We start from the raw sequence: 26,328 nt of genomic DNA, 5'->3' as shown, positions 1-26,328 counted from the left end.
GCAGATAATATTTTTGTCTTTTACCGCAGTATTGTTATCCAGCCTTTATACTTTTTGATTCCACCCTCCTTCTTCACTTCCAGGATATAGTAGTAGGTACTTTCGTTCAGGTTAGCACCGTTCCAGTCGTTACGGTAATCCTTCGACTGGTACACCTGTCCGCCCCAGCGGTTGAAGATGTACAGCGATGAACCCGGATATTTCTCCAGCCCGCCGATGATGAACCTTTCGTTCTTACTATCGCCGTTTGGCGTGATCACATTCGGGAAGGATAAGTCTGAACCTTCTATTCCTACTGCGGATACCCCTACGTTATTGGTACTGTCGGCGTCCGGCATGTTTGTACTGTAAGCGGTAGCTTCATTGATCAGCTGTCCGCCTTCTATTACACGGGCTGTCAGCGTCATTTGTACCGAAGCTCCCACTGCCAGGTCGCCGATGTTCCATTCTATCAGTTTAGTGGCTGGCGTTACTACTACCTCTCCTCTTTCTCCGGAGATATGACCAGGCACATCCAGCTGTACCGGTAAGCGGTCTTCTGCTTTCACAGCGGTTACCGGGATATTACCTGCATTCCTTACGGTGATGCGGTAGGTCAGGTTCTGACCCATGCGGTAAGGTCCAACTGCCGGTGTCACGATCTCTTTGGTTACAACCAGGTCGCCGGCCAGTTTATCGGTGTCGGTGATCGTAACCGTAGCGTCGCTCGCAGCGCCTTTTGTGAAGGTGTAGCTGGCCGACTGTCCGCCGGTGAGCATGAACACCACTGTTTCCGGTGATTCTACTTCACTGTCGTTCAGCACACTCACGGGAACGGTTACACTACTTGCGCCTGCCGGGATAGTAATCGTACCGGTAATGGCGGTGTAATCAGCATCCGGTGTGGCAGTACCTCCTGTCATGTATTGTATGGTGACAGCGTCTGCTGTGCGCTTGCCGCTGGCCAGGCTGATGGTGAATTCACCGTTTACATTGGGTTCAGTAGCATCCGGTTTGCTGGCGGTAACAAGCAGGTTCAGGTTAGTGTTATCGTCGTCGGCAATGTTTACAGTAGCGGAGCTGTTAGTACCTGCTGTGTAGTTAATGCTGGCCGACTTACCACCTGTAAGGCTGAGTACTACTGTTTCCGCTGGTTCTATCAGGTCGTCGTCTGTTACGGTAACGGGAACGGTTACACTATTCTGACCGGCCGGGATCACTACGGTACCTGTGAGGGATGTGTAGTCGGCTCCACCTGTAGCAGTACCAGCTACTGTATAAGTAACGGTAATGTCTTCAACAGGTATTTTGCCGCTGGCCAGGCTGATGGTGAACGCTCCCGGTGTAGATGGTTCTGCTGCATTTGGCGTTGTAGCGCTCACAGTCAGGTCCAGGTTGGTGTTGTCATCATCTGCTATGTTCACCGTAACGGTATTGCCGGCGCCTGCTGCGAAGGTGAGGCCGGTGGCGGTACCGCCGGTTCCTGTGATGATCACTGTTTCATTTCCTTCAATCAGCTGGTCGTCGGTTACGGTTACCGGTATGGTAACGCTGTTCTGACCTGCCGGGATCACTACCGTACCGGTGAGGGCGGTGTAATCGGCGCCACCTGTAGCGGTACCTGCTATGGTGTAACTGGCGGTGATATCCACAGCAGCGGTAACACCCGCTGGCAAACTAATATTGAAGCTTCCATTAGCAGCCGGCTCTGCACCGTCGGCGTTTTTGGTGACGTTCAGCACCAGGTTGCTTTCATCATCGGTGATATTCACGGTAGCATTACCGGTACCGGTGAGGGTAAAGCTGGTGGAAGTACCGCCGTTCAATGTCAGGATCACGGTTTCTGTACCTTCTATCACCTGGTCGTCTGTTACGGTTACGGGAACGGATACACTATTCTGACCTGCAGGGATCACTACCGTACCTGTAAGGGCGGTGTAATCTGCGTTGGCAGTAGCGGTACCGGTAATGGTATAGGTCACCGTGATAGCTTCTGAGGAAGTAATGCCTGCCGGCAGACCGATGACAAAGTTGCCGTTAGTAGCCGGTTCTGCGCCATCTGCCCCTTTGGCGACGGTCAGCGCCAGACTGGCCGGCGTGCTGCTTTCATTATCGGTGATATTTACGGTAGCATTACCATTGCCGGTAAAGGTGAAGTTGGCAGAAGTACCACCGTTAAGCGTACCAATTACTGTTTCTGTTACTTCTATGATCTGGTCATCTGTTACGGTTACGGGAACGGATACACTATTCTGACCCGCAGGGATCACTACCGTACCAGTAAGGGCGGTGTAATCGGCGTTCGCGGTAGCGGTACCAGTTACGGTATAATTCACCGTGATGTCTTCAGATGAAGTGATACCTGCAGGCAGGCTCACATTAAAGTTGCCGTTAGTGGACGGTTCCGCACCATCTGCGCCTTTGGCGATGGTCAGTGCCAGGCTGGCCGGCGTGCTGCTTTCATCATCGGTGATGTTTACAGTAGCATTACCGTTGCCGGTGAAGACGAAGCCGGTAGATGTTCCGCCGTTGAGCGTCATGGTCACGGTTTCAGTTACTTCAATTACCTGGTCATTTACCACGGTTACGGGAACGGCTACACTATTCTGGCCTGCAGGGATGGTGATGGTTCCTGTGATGGCGGTATAATCTGCACCGCTGGTAGCGGTACCGCCTATTGTATAGTTTACGGTGATGTCTTCAGAAGAAGCGATGCCTGAAGGCAGGCTGATATTAAATCCGCCGTTGGTAGCCGGTTCTGAAGCATCTGTTACTTTGGTTACAGTAAGTACGCGGTTAGCCGGCGTATCCTCATCATCCGTAATATTCACGGTAGCATTACCAGTACCTGTAAAGGTGAAGCTGGTGGAAGTACCGCCGTTCAGTGTCATGATCACGGTTTCGGTGTGTTCTATCAGCTGATCGTCTATTACTGTTACCGGTACATTCACGCTGTTCTGGCCTGCCGGGATCACTACCGTGCCGGTGAGGGCTGTGTAATCTGTTCCGCTGGCGGCAGTGCCGGTGATGGTGTAGCTCACAGTAACATCTTCAGAAGAAGCAATACCTGCAGGCAGGCTGATGGTAAACGCGCCATTGGTTCCCGGCTCAGCTGCATCTGTAGTTTTAACCACGTTCAGCACCTTGTTGGCAGGATCGCTTTCATCATCGGTGATATTTACCGTAGCATTGCTGCTGCCGGTGAAGGTGAAGCTGGTAGATGTTCCGCCGTTCAGCGTCATGATCACCGTTTCTGTATTTTCTATCAGCTGATCATCTATTACTGTTACCGGTACGCTCACGCTATTCTGACCGGCAGGGATGATGATGGCGCCGGTGATGGCCGTATAGTCTGTACCCGCAGTTGCGGTACCACTAATGGTATAGTTAACGGTGATATCTTCAGAAGAAGTGATACCGTTTGGTAAACTGATGTTAAAGCCGCCGTTGGTAGCTGGTTCTGATCCGTCTGTTGCTTTTGTTGCCGTGAGCACCAGGTTAGCCGGTATGTTCTCATCATCTGTAATATTCACGGTAGCATTACCTGTACCAGTGAATACAAAGCTGGCTGCGTTACCACCGTTCAATGTCAGGATCACTGTTTCTGTATTCTCTATTACCTGGTCGTTCATTACGGTAACCGGTACATTCACGCTGTTCTGACCGGCAGGGACGATGATCGTTCCGGTGATGGCGTTATAATCTGCGCCACTGGTAGCGGTACCACCGATCGTGTAGTTAACGGTGATAGCTTCAGATGAAGCGATACCGGCAGGCAGGCTGATGTTAAAGCCGCCGTTGGTAGCTGGTTCTGCCGCATCTGTTACTTTGGTAACTGTCAGCACACGGTTACCCGCTGTGTTTTCGTCGTCCGTAATATTCACGGTGGCATCACCAGTACCGGTGAAGATGAAGCTGGAAGAAGTGCCGCCGTTCAATGTCATCTGCACAGTTTCAGTGTTCTCAATCAGCTTGTCGTCTATCACGGTTACCGGTACGTTCACGCTATTCTGACCGGCAGGGATGGTGATGGTTCCGGTGATGGCCGCATAATCTGTACCGGTGGTGGCGCCGCCGCCTATGGTATAGTTTACATTAATGGCTTCGGATGTAATAATGCCCGCCGGGAGACTGATCGTGAAGCTGCCGTTGGTAGATGGTTCTGCTCCATCAGCTGTTTTCACAATGCGGAGTGTACGGTTAACTGCTGTGTTCTCATCATCTATGATGTTCACAGTTGCGGCGCCGCCACCTGTGAAGGCGAAGCTGGTGGAGGTACCACCTGTGATGGTCATAGCCACCGTCTCGGTATTTTCCAGGATCAGATCGTTGATCACCGGTACCGGTATGGTAACATTATTCTGACCAGCAGGGATTACCACGGCGCCGCTGAGGGCTGTATAATCTGATCCGCTGGTGGCAGTACCATTGATAGTATAGGCCACTGTGATGGCTTCGGATGAAGTAATGCCTGAAGGCAGGCCGATGGTAAATTCGCCATCTGTATTTGGTTCCGCAGCATCTTTAGTGGCAGTTACCGTGAGTACACGGTTAGCCGCGATGTTGTCATCATCCAGTATGTTCACAGTGGCGCTGGTGGTGCCGGTGAAAGTAAAGCTGGCAGAAGATCCGCCGCTCAGCGTCATCACCACTGTTTCTGTATTTTCTATCAGCTTGTCGTCGATCACCGGTACGGAAACGGTAACACTGTTCTGACCCGCAGGTATTACTACCGAGGTGCTCAGTGTGTTGTAATCAGTACCTGCGGTAGCGGTGCCGCCGATAGTATAATTTACCGTTACGTTCTCAGATGCGGTAATACCGGCAGGCAGGCTGATGGTGAATAAGCCGTCTGTAGATGGTTCTGAGGCGTCAGTGCCTTTTGCCACGCTGAGTATCCGGTTAGCAGGAATGTTATCATTATCGGTAATATTTACCGTAGCATTACCGGCGCCGGTGAAGGTAAAGCTGGTGGACGTACCGCCATTCAGCGTCAGGATCACGGTTTCCGTTTGTTCAATCACCTGGTCATCTGTCACTGTCACGGGTACGGCTACACTGTTCTGACCGGCAGGGATGGTGATTACTCCTGTGATAGCGGCGTAATCTGTACCAGCCGTAGCAGTGCCTGCTATGGTGTAGTTAACAGTGATGTCTTCTGAAGAAGTAAATCCGGCAGGCAGACCGATACTAAAGCTGCCGTTGGTAGCCGGTTCTGCGCCATCGCTGGTGTTGGTTACCACCAGTACGCGGTTAACAGCCGTGTTATCATCATCTGCAATATTTACGGTAGCATTACCGCTGGTAGTGCTGGCAGTGAATGCAAAGCTGGCAGATGTACCGTTGGTCAGCGTCATGATCACGGTTTCGGCGCCTTCAATAATCTGGTCATCTGTTACGGTAACTGGTACGGCTACACTATTCTGACCGGCAGGTATGAGTACTGAACCGGTAAGGTTGGCGTAGTCCGTGCCATTCGCCGCGGTACCGGTGATGGCGTAATTCACGGTGATATCTTCTGCTGCAGTGATACCGGCAGGCAAACTTACATTGAAGTTGCCATTGGCGCCTGGTTCTGCGCCGTCTGCGGTTCTGGTTACCAGCAGCACACGGTTTGCAGCGGTGTTATCGTCATCATTAATATTCACGGTAGCATTACCGTTGGTAGTGCTGGCAGTAAAGGTAAAGCTGGTGCTTGTACCACCTGTAAGCGTAAGGATGACGGTTTCATTGTTTTCAATGATCTGGTCATTTATCACACTCACGGGTACGCTTACACTATCCTGTCCGGCAGGGATCACTACTGTACCGCTAAGGGTATTGTAGTCGGCGCCGCTGGTAGCTGTACCACTTATGGTATAATTCACGGTAATATCTTCGGCCGAGGTTACTCCGCCAGGCAAGCCGATCTTAAAGCTGCCGTTTGTAGACGGCTCTGTTGCATCGCCTGCATTACTTACGCCCAGTACCAGGTTAGCCGTCGTGTTATCGTCATCTGCGATATTCACGGTAGCATTTCCGCTGGTGCTGCTTGCCACGAGTGTAAAGCTGGTAGAAGTAGCCCCCGTAGCCGTTAATATTACTGTTTCTGTATTTTCTATAATCTTATCGTCGGTTACGTTTACAGTTACCGGCACGCTGTTCTGACCAGCAGGGATCACTACGGTTCCGCCCAGGGCAGCGTAGTCAGTGCCACCTGTAGCGGTGCCGCCTATGGTGTAGCTGACAGTGATATCTTCAGATGCAGTATATCCTGCCGGCAGTCCTACTGTGAATGTGCCATTGGTAGCTGGTTCTGCACCGTTTACAGGATTGGTCACATTGATCACCAGGTTAGCCGCCACATTGTCGTCATCTGCAATGTTCACCGTAGCATTACCACCGGTGGAGCTGGCAGTGAAGCTGAAGCTGGTGCTTACACCGTTTGTAAGCGTGAGGATCACGGTTTCGGTAGTTTCAATAACCTTTTCGTCGATCACCGGCACCGTTACCGTTACGCTATTCTGACCGGCAGGGATGATCACCGAGCCACTCAGCGCGGTATAATCAGTTGCGCTGGTAGCAGTACCGCCGGTGGTATAGTTCACGGTAATGTCTTCATCTGCGGCGACACCTGCCGGCAAACTGATCGTAAATACGCCATTGGTGCCTGGTTCTGCGGCATCGGTGGTTTTCACTACAGAGAGTACGCGGTTAGCGGCCGTGTTATCATTATCTGTAATATTCACGGTAGCGCTGCCATCGGTAGTGCTGGCGGTGAGCGTGAAGCTGGTGGACGTACCGCCGTTCAATGTCATGATTACGGTTTCGGTATTTTCTATCAGCTGATCATCCTGCACCGGTACTGAAACGGCCACACTATTCTGTCCTGCCAGGATCACTGCTGTACCTGCAAGTGCGGTATAGTCTGTGCCACTGATGGCAGTACCCGTTGTGGTATAAGTAACGGTGATGTCTTCAGCTGCTGTGTATCCCGCAGGCAGACTGATACTGAAGGAACCATTGGTAGATGGTTCTGCAGCATCTCCTGCATTAGCAACGCTCAATACCAGGTTAGCGGCCACGTTATCATTGTCAGTGATATTTACGGTAGCATTACCGGTACCTGTGAAGGTAAAGCTGGTGGATGCACCGCCCGCGAGGGTGGTAATCACTGTCTCTGTATTCTCAATGATCTTGTCGTCTGTTACAACAACGGGAAGATCTACACTATTCTGACCTGCCGGGATCACTACTGTGGCGCTTAAAGCGGTGTAATCAGCATTGGCGGTAGCTGTACCTGCTACGGTATAATTCACGGTAATGTCTTCTGCCGCGGTGATACCTGCAGGCAGACTTACGGTGTAGGCGCCATCTGTAGACGGTTCAGCGCCATCTGATTTTTGAGCGATACCCAGTACCAGGTTGGCCGGGTTAGTGGCCTCATTATCTGTGATATCTGCAGAAGCGCTGCCATTGGTGCTGCTTGCCACCAGGTTGAAGCTTGTACTGTTACCACCTGTTAAGGTTACAATCACTGTTTCTGTATTCTCAATGATCTGGTCATCTTTTACAGCAACCGGCAGGCTCACACCTGGCTGGCCCGCAGGCAGCACTATGGAGCCAGTGAGAGCTGTGTAGTCATCACCGCTGGTAGCAGTACCGGCTACGGTATAATTAACTGTGATATCCTGAGAGGCGGTGTATCCTGCAGGCAGGCTGATAGTGAACGTTGCGTTGGTAGACGGTTCTGCACCATCTGTATTTTTCGCAATGCTCAGTACAAGACCAGTCGGCGTATTATCATCATCTTCAATATCCATAGAAGCATTACCGCTGGTAGTGCTGGCCGTGAAGTTGAAGTTGGTGCTGGCGCCGCTGTTCAGGGTCATGATCACGGTTTCGGTACCTTCAATGATCTGGTCGTTGGTTACTGTTACCGGTACCACCACCATGTTCTGGTTGGCCGGGATCACTACCGTACCATTGAGGTTTGCATAATCAGTACCATTCACGGCAGTACCTGTGATGGTATAATTTACGGTTACATTTTCTGCAACGGTAACACCTGTGGGCAGGCTGATCCTGAATTCACCATTAGCAGATGGTTCTGCGGCATCAGTGGTCCTGATCACGCTCAGCACCAGGTTATCCGGTGTATTGTCATCATCCCCAATATTCACGGTAGCATCACCATTGGTAGTGCTGGCGGTGAAAGTAAAGCCGGAAGAAGTACCGCCGGTGAGACTCATCATCACAGTTTCCAAGTTTTCTATGATCTGGTCATCTTTTACATTCACTGGTACAGATACCCCATTTTGACCAGCAGGTATGATCGCCGTAGCGCTCAATGCCGTATAGTCGTCGCCGGTAGTGGCGGTACCTGTAACGTTATAATTCACTGTGATGGGCACAGATGAAGTATAACCGGCAGGCAGGGTGATACGGAATGAGCCGTTGGTGCCCGGTTCAGCAGCATCTGCTGATTTAGCCACGCTGAGTACAAGGTTAGCCGCTACTCCATCATCGTCTGTAATATTTGCAGTAGCATTACCATTGGTAGTACTTGCAGTGAAGACATAGGCCGGAGAGGCGCCTCCTGTAACAGTAGCTATTACTGTTTCTGTTCCTTCTATAATCTTATCGTCTGTTACGGTCAGCGGTACAGGTACACTATTCTGGCCGGCAGGTATTACAACGGAGCTGGTGAGTGTAGTGTAATCTGTTCCGTTAACGGCAGTACCTGCGATGGTATAATTTACTGTTATTGGCAGGGCCGATTTAACACCGGTAGGCAAACTTACAGCGAACGCGCCGTTAGTAGCCGGTTCAGCAGCATCGGTTGTTTTGCTAATGCTGATTACCTGGTTAGCCGCTGTATTGTCGTTATCAGCGATGTTCACCGTAGCAGTGCTGTTACCGCTTGCAGGCGTAAAGTTAAAGCTGGTGCTGGTACCACCGGTAAGGGTAAGCGCTACTGCTTCCGGACCTTCTATGATATCGTCATCTTTTACATCAACAGGTATTTTAACCTCGTTCTGACCGGCAAGTATCTTTACGGTGCCGGACAGGCTGGTGTAGTCGTCGCCACCTGTGGCTGTACCGGCTACGGTATAGCTTACGTCAATGTCTTCCGATGAGGTGTAACCTGCAGGCAGGCTGATAGTGAATTCCCCATCTGTTGACGGCTCTGCACCATCTGCGCTGTTGGTTACCAGCAATACTTTATTCGCGTTGGTATTATCATCATCAGCGATATTCAGGCTGGCAGTGTTGCCGGCGGCATCTGCGCTGTAGGTGAATGAGTTGCCGTCTGTACCACCTGTAAGGTTTAGTATAGCCGTTTCCGTATTCTCAATAATCTTGTCATCTACTACCGCCAGCGGGATGGTAACGCTGTTGCTGTTAGCCGGCAGGGTAATGGTACTAACCGAGTAATCGGTGTTACTTATGGCGGTACCAGTCATGTTATAGTTCAGCGTGATATTGGCAGCGGAAGTATAACCGGTAGGCAGGCTTATCGTATAGGCGCCACCGGTAGATGGTTCTGCGGCGTCGTTGGTCTTCACCACTTTCAACACCTGGTTCACAGCAGTGGCGTCATTATCTGCGATGTTCACAGTAACATCATCATTGGCCGGATCAGGCGGGAAGATAAAGGCGTTACCACCACCATCTGTAGCGCTACCTGACAAGAGCGTAAATACCATTGTTTCGGTAGGCTCAATGATCTGGTCGTCCAATACATTAAGATCTACTGTTACGTTGTTGGTATTAGCCGGGATCACAATAGTGCCCAGTGCCTGGTAGTCCACACCGGATACGCCGGTGCCGGATACGCGGTACCCTACCGTAACAGGCCATGCAGAGGTAGCCACACCTGCCAGTTTCACGGTGAAGCTTCCGTTGGTGGCTGGTTCTGAGGCATTGGCGCCGGAAATTACCTGCACCGGCGTGGTGCTGGCAGCATTGGCATCTATGATATTTACTACCGCTCCATTACCTGAAGGGTCTATGGTAAACGGATAACTGCTGGAGGCTGCGCTGATGAGCGTCAGTACCACGGTTTCCGGTCCTTCAACGGCGCCGTCATTACCGGCGTCAACATCTATGAACACTTCATTGGCTCCTGCCGGGATCACAATATTACCACCCGACAGTCCCAACAAATTGTAGTCAATTGTATTATCGGCTGTTCCTCCTATCGGGCTATTAGCAAAGGTCACCACCACATCTTCAGAGCTGGTAACACCCGGTGGCAGGGAAATCCTGTACTGACCGTTAGTACCGCCTTCTATGGCGTCGGATACTTTGGTGAGCAGCACGATGTTGCTGTTGGCAGCATGATCATTGTCGGTGATATTCACCGTAGCGGAACCGCCGCCACCTGCAACGGTGTAAGTAAACAGTGCGTCGCTACCTCCTGTGATATTCATGATCACGGTTTCATCCGGCTCAATCACAGTATTGTCTATCACATTCACGGGAACGGATACCCCGTTCTGGCCGGCAGGTATTGTAATGGTGCCGGTAATCGCCTGGTAATCTGTGCCAGGGGTTGCGGTACCGCCGGCAATGGTATAAGTTACCTGGATATCGTTAGCCGCAGTGATACCTGTTGGCAGGCTCACTTTAAAGCTACCGTTAGTAGATGGTTCTGCCGCATCGGTTGTTTTCGTAACAGCCAGTACCTGGTTGGCAGCGATATTATCATCGTCTGTTACATTCACCGTTGCGTTGCCATTGGTAGTGCTGGCTGTATATGCGAAACCGCCGCTTGTGCCACCGCTAACAGTAAGGATCACGGTTTCTGTACCTTCTATGATCTGATCGTTGGTAACGGTTACGGGAACGGCTACACTATTCTGGCCGGCAGGGATCACAGCGGTACCTGTAAGGGCAGTGTAATCGGTGCCACCTGTGGCTGTACCACCAATTGTATAGGTGATGTTGATATCTTCTGATGGCAAAATACCGGCAGGCAAACTAATAGTAAACTCACCATTGGTACCTGGTTCTGCCGCGTTGCCGGTATTGGTAACACTCAGTACACGGTTAGCCGCTGAGTTTTCATCATCGGTAATATTTACAGTAGCATTACCATTGGTAGTGCTGGCGGTATACGTGAAGCCGGTGCTGGCGCCGCCGGTCAGCGTGAGTATCACTGTTTCGGTGTTTTCCACGAGCTGGTCGTTGATCACACTAACTGGTACGGACACACTGTTTTGTCCCGCAGGCAGGATTACCGTGCCGGTAAGCGCGGTATAGTCCGCACCACTTCCAGCGGTACCTCCTACTGTATAGCTTACGGTAATTGGTAACGCTGATGTATAACCTGTAGGCAAACTGATCATAAAGGCGCCGTTGGTGCCGGGTTCTGACGCATCGCCGTCGTTCACCACACTCAATACCTGGTTCGCGGCTATGTTATCGTCGTCCAGGATATTAGCCGTAGCACTGCCGTTGGTAGTGCTGGCGGTAAAGGCGAAGCTGGTACTTGCGCCACTGGTAATGGTAGCTATGATCGTTTCTGTCCCTTCTATAATCTGGTCATCTGATACGTTTGCGGGAATCACCACACTGTTCTGACCGGCAGGCAGGGTTACGCTGCCACTCAAGGTCGTATAGTCCGTACCGTTAGTACCGGTACCGGTAACCGTATAGCTAACCGTTACCGGTTCTGATGAAAGTATAGTTGAAGGCAGACTAACCTTGAAGCCGCCGTTTGTAGAAGGTTCTTCAAGATCTGACTGTTTCACAATGCTGAGCACACGGTTGGTTGCAGTGTTTTCGTCATCTGCGATATTCATCGTTTCCTGGCCATTGGTAGGGCTGGCAGTGAAAACAAGACTGCCGGCAGTGCCCCCTGTAATGGTTACTACAACTGTTTCCGCGTTCTCAATGAGTTTATCATCGATCACATTTACAGGCAATGTTACACCGGTTGCACCGGCAGGAATGATAGCAGTACCACTAAGGTTAGCGTAGTCTGTCCCCCCCGTGGCCGTGCCGCCCACTGTATAATTCACGGTAACAGGCTGGGCGATCGTCACTCCCGTTGGCAGTTTAATATTGAAAACGTTGTTTGTTGACGGTTCACCTGCGTCGCCGGCTTTGGTGATGCTGAGCACACGGTTGGCCGGAGTATCATCGTTATCAATAATGTTTGCAGTAGCACTGCCTTCAACAGGATCAGGTGCAAAGGTATAGCTGGCGGAAGAGGCACTGGTGATGGAGAGCACTACATTTTCCGTACCTTCTATAATCTGGTCATCCACCACAGTACCAATGATAGCAGCACTTGATCCAGGTGAAAGTGTTATTGTTCCCGTGAATTTTGGTCCGGCTACGCTATTTGTATAATCGGTATTAAATACTGCGGTACCACCTATTGTATAATTTACGGTAATTGTTTCCGAAGAGCTGATTCCTGTTGGAAGCTGGAAGTTAAACCTGAAAGTAGAACCACCTTCTGCCCCGTCACGTTGTGTTGTTACTCTTATTACTCGGTTGGTCGCCGTATTGTCATCATCTGCAATATTTACTGTAGCCGTTTTAGCCGTTGCGGATACCGTATAGCTGGAGCCGCCGCCGGTTCCACCGTTGATAGTCATGATTACTGTTTCGGCCGGTTCAATGATATTATCATCGATAACGGTAACCGGTACGGCCACGCTATTCTGGCCAGCTGGTATGGTTACAGTGGCAAGCGTGTTATAATCGGTGCCGGCTGTAGCCGTTCCTGCTACAGAATAACTCACCGTAACAGGCACGGAAGAAGTGAATCCCGCAGGCAGGCTTACTGTAAAGCTGCCGGCTGTGGCTGGTTCTGCTGCATTGCCATTATTGCTGATGCTCAGCACACGGTTAGCTGCGGTGTTATCATCATCGGTGATATTTGCAGAAGCATTGCCATTTGTGGTGCTGGCGGTATAGTTAAAGTTGGCAGAAGTACCACCGGTGAGCGTTACTACCACTGTTTCGGTACTTTCTATCTCCTGGTCGTTAATCACATTTACAGGCAGTGCAACACTGTTCTGCCCTGCCGGGATGGTTACCGTACTGCTTAATGCAGTATAGTCCGTACCGCTGGTAGCAGTACCGCCTATGGTATAATTCACAGTAATATCTTCCGAAGGCAAAATGCCCGCAGGCAGGCTGATGTTAAAGCCGCCGTTGGTAGCCGGTTCAGCCGCATCAGTTGTTTTAGTGATGCTCAGTACACGATTGGCCGGTGTGTTATCGTCGTCGTTAATATTCACTGTAGCATTACCGTTGGTAGCGCTGGCGGTGAAAGTAAAGCTGGTGCTGGTACCGCCGGAAAGCGTCATAATAACCGTTTCGGCACTTTCCATCAGCTGATCATCAATAACAGTTACAGGCACAGATACGCTATCCTGACCGGCGGGTAATACCACCGTATTGGTGATCGTAGTATAGTCGGTACCGTTAGTAGCGGTACCGCTTACAGTATAAGTTACGGTAATAGGTTCTGAAGAAGTAACGCCTGTTGGCAGGCCAATCTTAAAGGCGCCATTGGTGGCTGGCTCGGAAGCATTGCCTGCATTGCGTACGCCTAAAACGCGGTTAGCCGCGGTATTGTCATCATCAGCGATGTTTGCCGAAGCGTTGCCGTTGGTGCTGCTGACAGTAAAGGTAAAGCTGGTGCTGGTACCGCCGGTCACCGTTGCAATAACGGTTTCTATATTTTCTATGATCTGGTCGTCTGCAACGGTGAGCGGTAAGGGCACACTATTCTGTCCTGCAGGCAGCAGAACAGTCGTTCCCAGGGCGGTGTAATCTGTGCCACTGGCGGCAGTACCGGAAGGTATATAGGCTATGGTAATATCTTCTGATGCGGTGATACCTGCAGGCAGACTGATAGTGAAAGCGCCATTGGTAGCCGGTTCGGCGGCATCCGTTGTTTTAGCAATGCTCAGTACACGGTTGATGGCGATGTTATCATTATCAGCGATAGTAACAGCAGCGCTGCCGTTGGTAGTGCTGGCTGCGTAGGTAAAGCTGGTGCTGGCACCGCCGGTAAGCGTTACAAGCACAGTTTCTGCATTCTCAATTACCTGGTCATCAGTTACACTAACGGGCAGGGCTACACCGGGTTGACCAGCTGGTATAGTAGCCGTACCTGTAAGGGTGATGTAATCAGACCCACCTGTGGCTGTACCGCCGATGTTGTAGCTGACGGTAATGTCTTCAGTTGGGATAATACCTGCCGGCAAACTGATGGTAAAGCCGCCATTTGCTGCCGGTTCTGATGCGTCGGCCGTTTTGGCGATACTCAGTACCAGGTTGGCCGGTATGTTTTCATCGTCTATTACATTCACCGTGGCACTGCCGGCAGAAGTATTTGGCGTGAGTGTGAAGTTGGTAGAAGCGCCACCTGTTACGGTCAACAATACCGTTTCCGCGCTTTCCACGAGCTGGTCATCACTTACGGTAACCGGCACGGCTACACCGTTCTGGCCTGCAGGGATGATGACTGATCCGCCCAATGCGCCATAATCCGCGCCGGGTGTGGCAGTACCACCAGTGCTGTAACTTACGGTTATATCTTCCGATGCGGTAACACCGGCCGGCAGGTTTACGTTGAAGGCGCCATTGGTAGCCGGCTCTTTGGCATCGCTGCTCCAGGTTACGCCTACCGTTGTTTTAGCAGGATTATTACTATCATTATCGGCAATATTCAGAGAAGCAGCCGCCTGTGTGCTGCTGATATTATAAGCGCTGCCGCTGGTAGCGCCGGTGGCGGCGTTCAGCGTAACAGTCACCCCTTCTGTTATTTCGAGTATGTTATCATCGGTAACTACTACGGGCAGGGCTACACTACTACTTCCTGCGGGGAAGGTAACAGTGCCGTTCAGTGCCGTATAGTCGGTACCGTTAGCAGCAGTTCCTGTTACGGTATAGTTCACGGTAATATCTTCCGTGGCCATTATAGATGCAGGCAGGCTGATACTAAAGGAACCGTTCTGTGTTCCTTCTGTGCCGTCCTGTACTTTGGTGATGGCCAGCACCTCTTTGACAGCAGTTAAACCGCCAAAGGTGGAGAAGTTCTGAATACCGCTGAATTCAACGTATTCCACACCATCCTGCTGACCGGTACCGGATGGGGTAATCTCTGTAATATTAGCCAATCCCTGAGGAGCCAGGTCGGCCAGGGTGGCGGTAATATCACCGGTATGCTTAAACCATGTCCACCGTTGCGTACCTGTTACGCCGCGGGTACCAGAGAGCATATTTTCTGCATTGGTTCTTTCCGCAGGATTCCAGAAGAGACGGAGTGTAATACCACCGTTCTGTGTGAGGTTGGCGCCGGTGTAATTAATATGTACCAGCCTGCGCATTAACTGCGTACCGTAGTCGGTTCCGCTGTTTTTGCCCAGCGCTGTGTTCATATCCCTGTTTACATCAACAACAGCAGACAGTTTGGTAACGTCCATAGTGTTGCCGTTCAGGGCAATGGAGGCAATGTATTTGTTCGGATCAGAAGGATCAATGAAATAAAGTGTGCCGTTGTTAATACAGGTGGCTGCTACTGTTCTCACGGTAGCATCCGGCACCAGGTTGGCAGTGCGTTCAGGGTGACTGGTAATGAGCGTAAACACCACCCCATCTGTGAGTGCGCTTACATTCTCAAAACTCACAACACCTCCGTTAAAGGCGGTGGCGGGTATTTCAGTAACCGTACCGGTAGCAAAGTTACCATCGCCATCCTGATCAATCATGATGGTGAAATCATCTGCCGCTGTACCTCCTACGGTAATGCCGTTAAGATCGAACTGCAAACTGAGCGGTTGCGTGCTGATATCGTAATTGGTGAACTGCGTTTTCCATTCCTGGGTGAGGCGTTCAGCAATACAGCTTCCCACCGGCAGGTCGGTACCTGTTACGGTAAGGGCCTGGCTGTTGCTGCCGAGCAGGAGATAGCTTTTATCTGCACCAAAAGTATTGGTATTATCTGCATTGGTAGCGGCAATGGAGCGGATACCGGCAGTGAGAATGGAGCCGGTATGTATGCTGCGGGACTGTTTCTGTACAAGCGCTTCCGCGTCATCACGACCAATACCAAAGATGTTGTTTTTATAAGTGCTGTTGGCAGTAGCATTCCAGATCACGGAGCCATCGGTGGCCAGGTAATTCTGCGCCGCTGATTGGTCGAGCGTGATACCATATTTGACACCGAGGTAGGATTCCACCTGCTGCGACTGTGTTGGCGTGAGTGCGGATTTGTATACGATCACTTCGGGGATCTTACCGTTGAAGATCCGGCCATCATATGAGTTGTCATCTCCTGTACGGCCGCCTAATTCAAAGAAAGAACCGTCTGCCTGCGGTGCACAGTTTGTGCCGAGGGCGCCCTGTTTGCCGTTCAGCCAGGTACTTCCATTCAGCGCATTGGCAGCATTTACATAAATGCCCCTGGCAATGATCGGCCCGGTATAAGAAGGAGTGGATTGTGCGACAATGCATCCTGCGCCGTCAAGTCCATAAGTACCGGCGGCTTGCAGAAGAAGCCCCCTTCCTGTAAATCCTGTTGTAACCCAGCTTCCGTTGGTAGAGAAAACGCCAGCCAAACCGGCCGCGATAGCGCCTTCAGGTTTATTTACAGAGAAGATAGATAGATTAGCCGTTGTATTCCAGTTAATGCCGGCATTTCCTTTAAGGGACTTACCCACTGCACCACTGAAGTCGATCGCCGGGTTGAAGTTAATACCGTTAGGAACATGGGCGATATCTGCAGACGGAGTAATAGCGCCTGTATGTGAAGGCTGTGCAGCACGCAACTCGGTCACCATAGAACCGCTCTGGTTGAGCCATTGTTCCACCTGGTTGCCTCCGTTCACCTGCACATCCTTATCTGCTTTTACCCACAGCATTTCACCCGGCACGCCGCCCGGTGAAGTGACGAAACTGGCGAAAGTGAAGTATTGATTATTAGTAAGGTCGATAGTAGTTGAATAGCTCGGAACACCATTCACATCAGCCTGAGACAGCTGGATAAACTGATCCGCTCCGTCAAAAGTAGCATCACTGCTTATTACCAGGTAAGGCCTGTTGGCGCTTAACGGCAATTGATCTTTCGGAATCGAAAGCGCAACCGAACCAACGGTACCGGTTTCCTGCACTTTCCATATCCTCGCCATGCGGGTGCTTACAGCAGGGTTGCCGGTGATGGCGGTAGTGAATGAAGTACTGGCGCCATCATCGCCCCAAACCAGGTATGATTTATCTGTTGTGAAGGTATTGGTATTGGAAAGATTGTCGGTAGCAATGCTGCCCAGGCCCACTATGGGCTGGAAGCCTGCATTGATGCTCCTGCTCTGCTTCTGCACCAATCCTTCCACATCATCGCGGCTGATACCGGCGATGTTATTTTTATAAGTGGCGTTCGCGGTGGCATCCCATACTTTGGTGGTGCCGTCGGTAGCCAGGTAATCAGTAGCTGCAGTCTGATCTATCGTATAGCCGTACTTGATAGCCAGGTAAGTGGATACACGTTGCCGTTCATTGGCGGATAACGCGGTGGGATATACGATAATATCTCCCAAAGTACCTTTCCACGACTGGGCAATATCCCACGGAGCGCTACCTATCTGGGCCGCGCCAGTGCCGGTATTCCATGCTTTTGCCAGTGGTCCGCCTATTACCTTCATCTTGCTGTACAGGGTGGCATTGCCGCCGTTACCTGCCCATACGCCCACCATTTCATTAAACACGCCTTGCTGCCAGTTGCCGGCAGGGCTTACCACGTCGTTAGAATATCCTACAAAATCGGCTGTACCGTTTCCGCCTATCGTTGCAATACCGATTGCCGTGCTGGTACCCGCAGCGCCGTACCCGAGCATATATCCGTTACCGGCAATGGAAGATAAGCTACCGGTACCAAAGAATGTTCTGGGGCTGGCGCCTAACGGCAACTTGGTGATATCCAGGTTCAGTAAATCTGCACCATCAAATTTCACTACCGGGTTAAAGTTTGCATTGTTTGCCGTGTTATTCAGATACAGCGGCTGGTTGGCTGCAGTTGTTTGTGTAGCGTTGTTCAGCTCTGATGCGTAATCCGTCCAGCCATTGATAGCAGTGTTGTCTGTGGTGCTGGAAGTACCCGCATCGGCGCGCAGCCATAAGCTGGTACCTACCACGCCGCCCGGCGTTTTGATAGATGCGCCGTAGGTGAAGTACTGGCCATTGGTCAGGTCCACATTAGCTGCATACTGTTTCACACCGTTGAGGGTTGTTGCGGTAACAGGGATAAATTGGTCTGTTCCGTCGAAGGTAGCATCATTACTAATGATGAGATAAGTTTGTGCGGCATTGGGCAGCGCATTGTATGGCACCGCCACCTGCACACTTCCAACAGTACCGGTTTCCTGCACTCTCCACACCCTCGCCATGCGGTAGTTAGCCACAGGGTGACCTGTGAGCGGAGTTTTAAAGAGGCTGCTGCCGGCATTGTCGCCCCATACCATATAGGATTTGTCCGCTGCAAATGCGTTGGCATTTTCCAGGTTCGTTTCAGACAGGCTGTTTAAGCCGATTGCCAGCTGTATGCCGTCTGCTGTATTCCGGGATTGTTTCTGATTAAGATCTTCCGCGTCGTCGCGGCCAATACCGGTGATATAATTTTTATATGCGCTGTTTACTGTAGCATCCCATATTGTACTGGCATTGGTGGCCAGGTAATTGGAGTTGCCATTATTCAATGTAATACCGTACTTGATGGCCATATAGGTATTGACACGCTGCTGCTCTGTTGGCGTGAGCGCATTTGAATAAACGATCAGGTCGCCCATGCGGCCGTTGTAAGAGTTGGTGTTAGCGCCCAACTGGAAGATGCTGTTGTTACCGGTAAAGGTACTTGTGTTGTTACCGGTAGCCACACTTAAGCCATTTCTGTAAATGGCCTGCTTGTTGGCTGCAAGACTGATATCGTCGGTAGCAGTCCAGAGAATAACCTGGTTGCTGATATCTCCTGCGTTGTAGGTAAGACGGTTACTGATATAAGGAGCATCCCAGTAAACAATATTATCGCCCCAGGTGGCATGCAGTGTAAATTGTGTACCTGTGCCAACTTGTTCCGTAAAAATAACGGTGTTAACAGCAGTTGTCTGACTGGCTGCAAAGAAGGCGTTAGCAGCGGTATAGCTGCCTGTCTTCAGGAACGAGTTACCTGTCATTGAATGAGGAGCGCCATTAAACCTCACCACGGGGTTAAAGTTCATGTTGCTGGCAGCATTGTTGAAATACAATGGCCGACTGGCAGGCGTTGCCTGTGACAGGTTATTCCCGTTAGGGCTATAGTCGTTCCAGCTGCTGATCGGCGTACTGTCTGCCGCAGCAGAAGTACCCAAATCCGCCCGCAGCCAAATGAGGTTACCACTGTTTACACCGCCCGGATATTTTACCGCGGCGCCGAAGGTGAAGTAAACACCGTCGGTCATCAGGCTGGAGTTAAGCGTAATTGTTTTATCTGCATTCAGCGGCAGTTCCTGGTTAATCGTAGCAAAAGTAGGATCAGTACTGATCAACAGGTATACTTTCGTGCCGGGCGCATTAGCTTTCAGGGTGATCGGCTGATCTGCCCAGTTGGTTTTATCCACTTTCCATATGCGTGGCAGGCGGCGGGTAACGTTTGAACCGCTTACAATATTTCCATAAGAAGCAGCAGACTGCCCGTTATCTCCAAAAACAAAGAAAGATTTATCGTTGGTAATGGTGTTGGTATTCTGTTCATTGGTAATAGCAATGCTGTTGCCCAGGGAGAGCGTTACAAAACCAGTGTCTACACTGAGCGATTGTTTGGTATTCAGCGCTGTACCATTATCTCTTCCTATACCGGTAATGCGGGATTTATAAATGGCATCGGCTGTCCAGTATTTCGAGCCATCGGTGGCCAGGTAATCAGTGGCGCCTTTACCTATTGTAATACCGTATTTAATACCGAGGTAAGATTCTACCGACTGGCGCTCAACATCTGATAATACGCGGTTATAAGCGATCACCTCTCCCATATTGCCATTCCAGTAAAGGGCCCTGGCGGCCATACTACGGGCACCTATTGAAATAAGATTGGCTGTGAGCGGCGTTAAATTGATGGTACCCTGGTTATCCAGCGTGTAGTTTTCAAACACGCGTACACCGTTGGGGGTATTGTTTATCTGGGTGGCGCTGAAAATATGAGGCTTATTAAGCTGGATTGTGTTAACACCAGTTACCGCTACAACTGCTGAGGCGTTCTCCAGGTACTGTAATTTGTTTCCACTCACCAGCCGGAATTCCATTCCATGAGCTGCGCCTACTGCTCCACTACTAAAAACATCTCCCGCAGAACCGCTGGCAACCGCAAAAACAGTGGCAGTAGCCGGATTTATACGTGTAGTGGTGATATCCAAAAAGTCGTCCGTACCATCAAACGTAAGGCCGTAGTTGAAGTTGAGCGCCTTCGCATCTGTAATAGGCTGACTACCCACTACGCTTTGTAAAGCATCATTGCCGTAGTTGCTGTAGTCATTCCATTGGTTGCCACCGGACATGCCATCATCTGCACGTAACCAGAAACTGATACCATCCGTTACACCATTCGGCCCGGTGATCATCCTGGCGAAGGTAAAGTATGCGCCATCAGGCAGCACATTACTGTTAACAGTAGCGGCGCCGTCGGCATCCAATGCGTAGGTAGCATCACCTGCACCAAAAGTAGCATCGGTGCTTATGAGTAAGTAAGTCCGCGCATTACCGCCGGATAATCTGAAGGTAATGTTCTGATCGGACCAGTTATTTTTCTGGACTTTGAAGATGCGGGCCATGCGGTTGTTAACACTGCTGATACCGGTAACCGGTGTCAGGTAAGTGGTAGCGCCGGCGTTGTCGCCAAAGGTGAAGAAGGAAAGATCGTTGGTGATAGCCGTTGCATTATCTTTATTGGAAGCCGCAATGGTGGCGCCGGCAGCAATGGTAACGATACCGGTGTCTGCACTCACAGATTGTTTCTGATACAGCATGCCCCTGTCGTCGCGGCCTATACCCGTGATATGTTTGGTGAAGCCGCTGCCTGCGGAGGCTTGCCACATTTTAGTGGCGCCATCACTGGCCAGGTAATCCACCGGTGTATCTATTCCCAGCGTCAGGCCGTATCGCAGCGCCATATAGGACTGCACCTGCTGACGTTCCACAGCGCTCAGCTTGCGGGAATACATGATCACTTCAGGGATATCGCCATTAAAGACGGAATTGTGACCGGCTCCTATATAATCCGTGAGAGGCACTGAAGCAAAACTCACTGCGTTAACATTGGCTGTCAACAACACTTTGCCGTCCATACCGGCGGCCCAGTCATTAGTGGCACTCCATATATTCACCATATGTGCATTACGCACATTTACGGACGCCGGGTAGAAAAAGCCCCTGCGTGCGGTGGCAGAACCAAAATAAGTATTGTGACTATTATTAGTCCAGGTATACAGGGCCTGGTTGCTGGCATAAGTGCCTCCAAACTCAAAAGGATATTGTGTAGTAGCAGTAATGTTATCGAGATTTGATGTCTGTACAGAGAATATTTCACCTGCGGTAAAAGCATTTGCAAATTGCGGCACTGAGAAATAAGTAGCGCCGGCGAAACCTACGCCAGGGTTAAAGTTGAAAGATGCAGGACGCCATGTCGCCGCATTTCCATTTACTTTAGGCCATATACGTCCGGACGGGCTTAGTTCTTTCCATTGTGTAACGTTGGTTCCACCAACGATACCGCTATCAGCCCTGGCCCATACAACCAGGCCGGCGCCAATACCTGCCGGAGCAACCTGTGTATTAGCGAAGGTGAAATACGCGCCGTCCGGCAGCAGATCGCTGTCGAGCGTTACGTTCCCGTTTGCATCCAGTACGTATGCGTTATCTCCTGCTCCGAAAGTTTCATCGTTACTTACCAGCAGGTAGTTGCTGTTGTTAGCGCCTGCCAGCGACAGCGTGATGGGACTCTTTGCCCAGTTGGTACGATCTGTTTTATAGATCCGTGCCATGCGCAGGGTGATATTGCCCAAACCATTAACAGCCTGGGTATACGTAGCTGCCTGACCGTTATCGCTGAAAGTAAAGAAGGAAAGATCGTTGGCGATATTAGTAACATTCTCTGCATTGGAGGCTGTCAGATCACTGCCTGCGGCGATGGTTACATTGGCTCCGTCGAGCTGCGACAAGCTTTGCTTCTGAAGCAAAGTGCCGTTATCATCCCTGCCTATGCCGGTGATACGTTCGCCATAGCCGGTATTTTTGGAAGCGGTCCACATCCGGGTAGTGCCATTACTGCCGAGGTAATCGGTCATGGCGCCGGCAGCGGTTTTCAAGGTGAGTCCGTATTTCAGGGCCAGGTAACTGTTTACCTGCGCGCGCTCGGTGGCGCTCAGCTGCCTGTTGTAGAAAATCACTTCAGAAATGCGGCCATTGAAATTGGCGAAATGCCCTGCACCGATGGCCGTATTCAACGCAGTTCCCCTTGAGAAGTTAACCGGGAAGGTTGTGCTGCTGCCTATCGTTTTGCCATCAAAATTCAGCGACCAGCTGCCGGGAGCGCTCCAGTTATTTAATAAATGGGGCTGCTGTATATTGATGCCTGTTAACGCGTAACCGGGGCGGGTGGAAGTACCGAAGTGCGTATAGTGGCTCCCGTTATACACGTAGTGCGGATAGCTACCCGCCGCGGTAGGGTCGCCGCCAAATTCAAACGGGAAGCTGGCGGCTGTAGAAGTAGCTGGCAGGTTAGACAGCTGTACAGAAAATATTTCTCCTGCTGTATAGCTTTCGGTGAATTTCGGGACGCTGAAATAATTATTCGCCAGGAAATTGATACCGGGGTTATAGTTAATAGTATTCTTTTGCCAGTTAATGGGCGCGGTAAGGGCTAAAGTCCATTCACGCTGTACCGCCTGATCGGCCCATTTGATGATGTTGCCATCAACAACCGTAGCGCCGGCATCTGCTTTCACCCATGTTTGCAGGTTAGTGGCTACTCCACCGGGAGAACGCTGCTGCTGACCAAAAGTAAAGAAAGCACCGTTGGCCAGGTCGGCGCTGGAAAGTGTTACCGTTCCCGTGCTGCTCAGTTTCAATTCACGGGTAATGGTACCGAAAGCTGCATCTGAACTAATGAGGAGGTAATTATTTTCTGTACCGCCGTCCAGTTTCAGGGTTACCTGCTGACTGTTACCCCAGCTGGCAGTTTTCTGCACTTTCCAAACGCGGCCCATACGCTGTGTTGCGTTTGTGCTGGTTACCGCAGTAAAGTAATTGGTAGTGCCATTGTTATCGCTGAACACCAGGAATGATTTGTCCTGTGTAAAAGTATTTGTATTGGCAGCATTGGAAACGGCCAGGGCATTTCCCAATGCAATGGTCACAATACCGGTATCCTGACTCAGCGATTGTTTCTGATTCAACATACTGCAATCATCGCGGCCAATACCCGTGATGCGCGTGCCGTAACCTGTGTTGGAAGCTGCGGTCCATATTTGCACCGCGCCGTCGCTGGTAATATAATCCGTTGCACCTGCATTAAGCGTGATGCCATATTTCAGCGACATATATGATTCGATGCGCTGAATTTCCGCTGGGGTAAGATCGCGGTTGTAGATAAATACTTCAGGGATCAGCACTTTTGAGAACTCTCCATACGTAGCGCCGCCCACATCCAATGTCCATACAGTGGCATCGGAAGTAGCCCCGTTTTTCAGCAGGGCCCCGTTGCCTTTAAATTCATAGGCGCCGGTTGCTCCCCTTTCAAAGGAATAGAGCTTGCCCTTTGCAGTGACCGCGTTACCGGTATTCAACCAGGCTTCCACGTACAGGCGGTTTTCCATCGAAGCGTGCCAGCCGAATAATTTATTGCCGGTGGAACTGGTGAATACGCGACCAGTTTGTGAACCTTCCGGCAGCCCCATACCCATCATGGTATATGCGCCCGTTACACCTGCCGAAGCGGGTACCAAATGCGCATCGTTGCCGTCGTAATAAATAGCGGGGTTGAAGTTCACCATACCGGTGGTATTGTCGGGATCGCCTGTCACAATCATGTGGTTGGCATTCCCGGAAATATCGCCCCAGTTAGTGCCGTTCACTGCCTGGTCTGCCCGGTACCATGCCAGGATACCGCTGTTTACACAGGCAGGTCCCTGGAAGGTCATAGGGATGCTGTTGCCAAACTCAGATGTACCGCAATTATTGGCGGGTATACGAAGGGTGGCTGTCCAGAAACCGAGGCCCGTGGCGCCGGGGCCGGCGTTGTAAGTGATCGTTTGTGTAGAGGCGCCGGCCGCCAGTCCTGTTAAGGTGGTAACATAATATTGCCCGCTCGTTTTGTTCGTAGCGGGATCATTGGCATAAATATCTACCGTGTATTGCGCACCGGCTGTTATATTCGGTATAGTGAGCTGTAACTGGTACTGCCCCCCTCCTTGCGCGGTGGATGAAACCAGTACCGGCGTTTTGCCGGCTGCGGCCGTATAAGTACAGTTACCGGCGGGCAACGCGATACCCAAACCGGTATTATTATAAATGGAGTTATCGGTGATGACAACCTTGTTTGGCGCAGCATTCATAATACCTGCGCCACCGTTATCATGTACCACGCAACCGGTCACCTGTGCATCCGTTATGCCTGCTCCGCCATAAAACCAGATGCCATGACTGATGTTGTTCACCACGGTATCACCCTTCAGGTCCACATCCGTTACCGCATTGGCGCCGTTTACCACTATGCCCGACCGGCGCTGATTATAGAAAGATGAATTAACGATATCTACATTACTTCTTGCAACATCATAGTAAAACTCAATTCCATCATTGTTATTGGTGAATTTTGAATTATTCACCTGGAAATTGGTGGCTGCCCCGTTTACACTAATACCGTCCGACTCAAATTTATCAAAAGTGACATTGTCCACCACTACTCCGGTAGCAGCAGCCATCAGTAAAACGCCCAAAGTGGAATGAACTGTATTGGCAAGTTTATCCCCATTCAGCACAGAATTACTAAAATTAAAGCCGTTTACGGTGCTTTCAAACCTGATAAAGGCATTCGTCGGGTAAAGTCCGGGGACCCGGTTTTCCATCCCGGCCTTATTGATCGTAACATTGCTGGCAGCGCCATTGAACCATACATTATAAATGTCGTTTTCATTTATATCGATAGTGTCCAGCGTGATGTTGCTTGCAGTATTATCGAAGCGGATGGCATAGTCCCCATCATCATCCGCTCCTATCACGTCCATATCTATTGTAGTCCTGTTAATTTCAAAATTGGTGGCGGCATAATCACAATAGATGCCCAGCGATACCCCACTCCACAAACTATCTATGGTTACATTTCTGAACAGCACATTATTCGCTGTTTCCACAGCGCCGGCAGTATTATCGAGTATAATCGCATTCTGAAAGCCGCTGATATTACTATTGGTGATCGTAAGGCCGTTCACCGCTGCATCCCTGAACACAAGCCCTTCACCACCGCGCACATTCCCTGCCGTGCTGAGTTGGATATTATCCATCACCAGGTTGGTTTGCATACCGTTGGTAAAATAAAAAGCCCGCCCGATATGTGGCGGCAGGGATGAGGAACCTGCAGGTTCTACGTCCGTGGAATAAATATTTCTCACCGTCAGATTGGTGGATGCTCCCTGGACCCGCATAAACGAATTCAGGAAATTGCCTACCGTACTGGAAGACCGTATATTTTCAATCGTAACACCTGTCCTGTTCGGAAAAATGTCCACATTAATGTCCCCGTTATTCTGTATCGCAAAATTCCGGATGGTTACACTATCTGCATTAATCACAAAAGGATTGATGATAGAATTGGTACCCGTGGAATACAGCGTGATCCTGTTCTGCCCGTCGATAGTCAGCTTCTTTGCCGTAATAGTAGGCATGGAAGAGGCCAGCGTAATCTGCCCGTGCACATTGAACACGATGTCGTGCGGCCCCGCGCCCGCTGCGTTTGCGTCCAGGATTGCCTGTCTGAATGAACCAGGCCCCGCGTCATTGGTGTTGGTGACGGGAAAACTGTTGGCCGTTGCGGCAACAGTTGTCATCAGGCCAAACAGCGCCAGCAACAAATGCTTGCAGCCTTTGCTGAAAAATCTTGAATCAGGATTCATAACATTAAAGAGGGACATAATGCAATAACTTTGGGTAATGAGGGCCCGGTCAGCTATGTTGGACATAGCAAACGGGAAAGATTCTTTAAGGAACCTTTATATGCTTGTATTCAGATATGGTTGCTTGTTAAAACCGGTAAACTGCTCTTTTCATCCGGTAACGATCCAACACAGGTAGCATTACAGGCTTCATAATTGACGGGATTTG

The 26,328-nt window shown here is 50.6% G+C and carries 1 protein-coding gene; it reads right to left on the bottom strand.

What is annotated here, in order from left to right; translation table 11 throughout:
* Positions 1 to 20: 20 nt before the first annotated feature.
* The gene (locus tag ACMXI2_RS10360) at positions 21 to 26,138 is read right to left on the bottom strand and encodes a DUF8202 domain-containing protein (protein WP_483781518.1); all 26,118 of its coding nucleotides are present in this window, start codon (positions 26,136 to 26,138) and stop codon (positions 21 to 23) included.
* Between the last annotated feature and the right edge of the window lie 190 nt (positions 26,139 to 26,328).

It is taken from the genome of Chitinophaga sp. G7 BAM 1005, from assembly GCF_057126945.1.
The sequence above is the reverse complement of the archived record's forward strand: the minus strand, read 5'-3'. Positions and strand labels throughout refer to the sequence as shown.

What these genes read in the sequence shown, in the direction of transcription:
- ACMXI2_RS10360 (WP_483781518.1), bottom strand. Translation starts at nt 26,138, where the DNA reads ATGTCCCTCTTTAATGTTATGAATCCTGATTCAAGATTTTTCAGCAAA.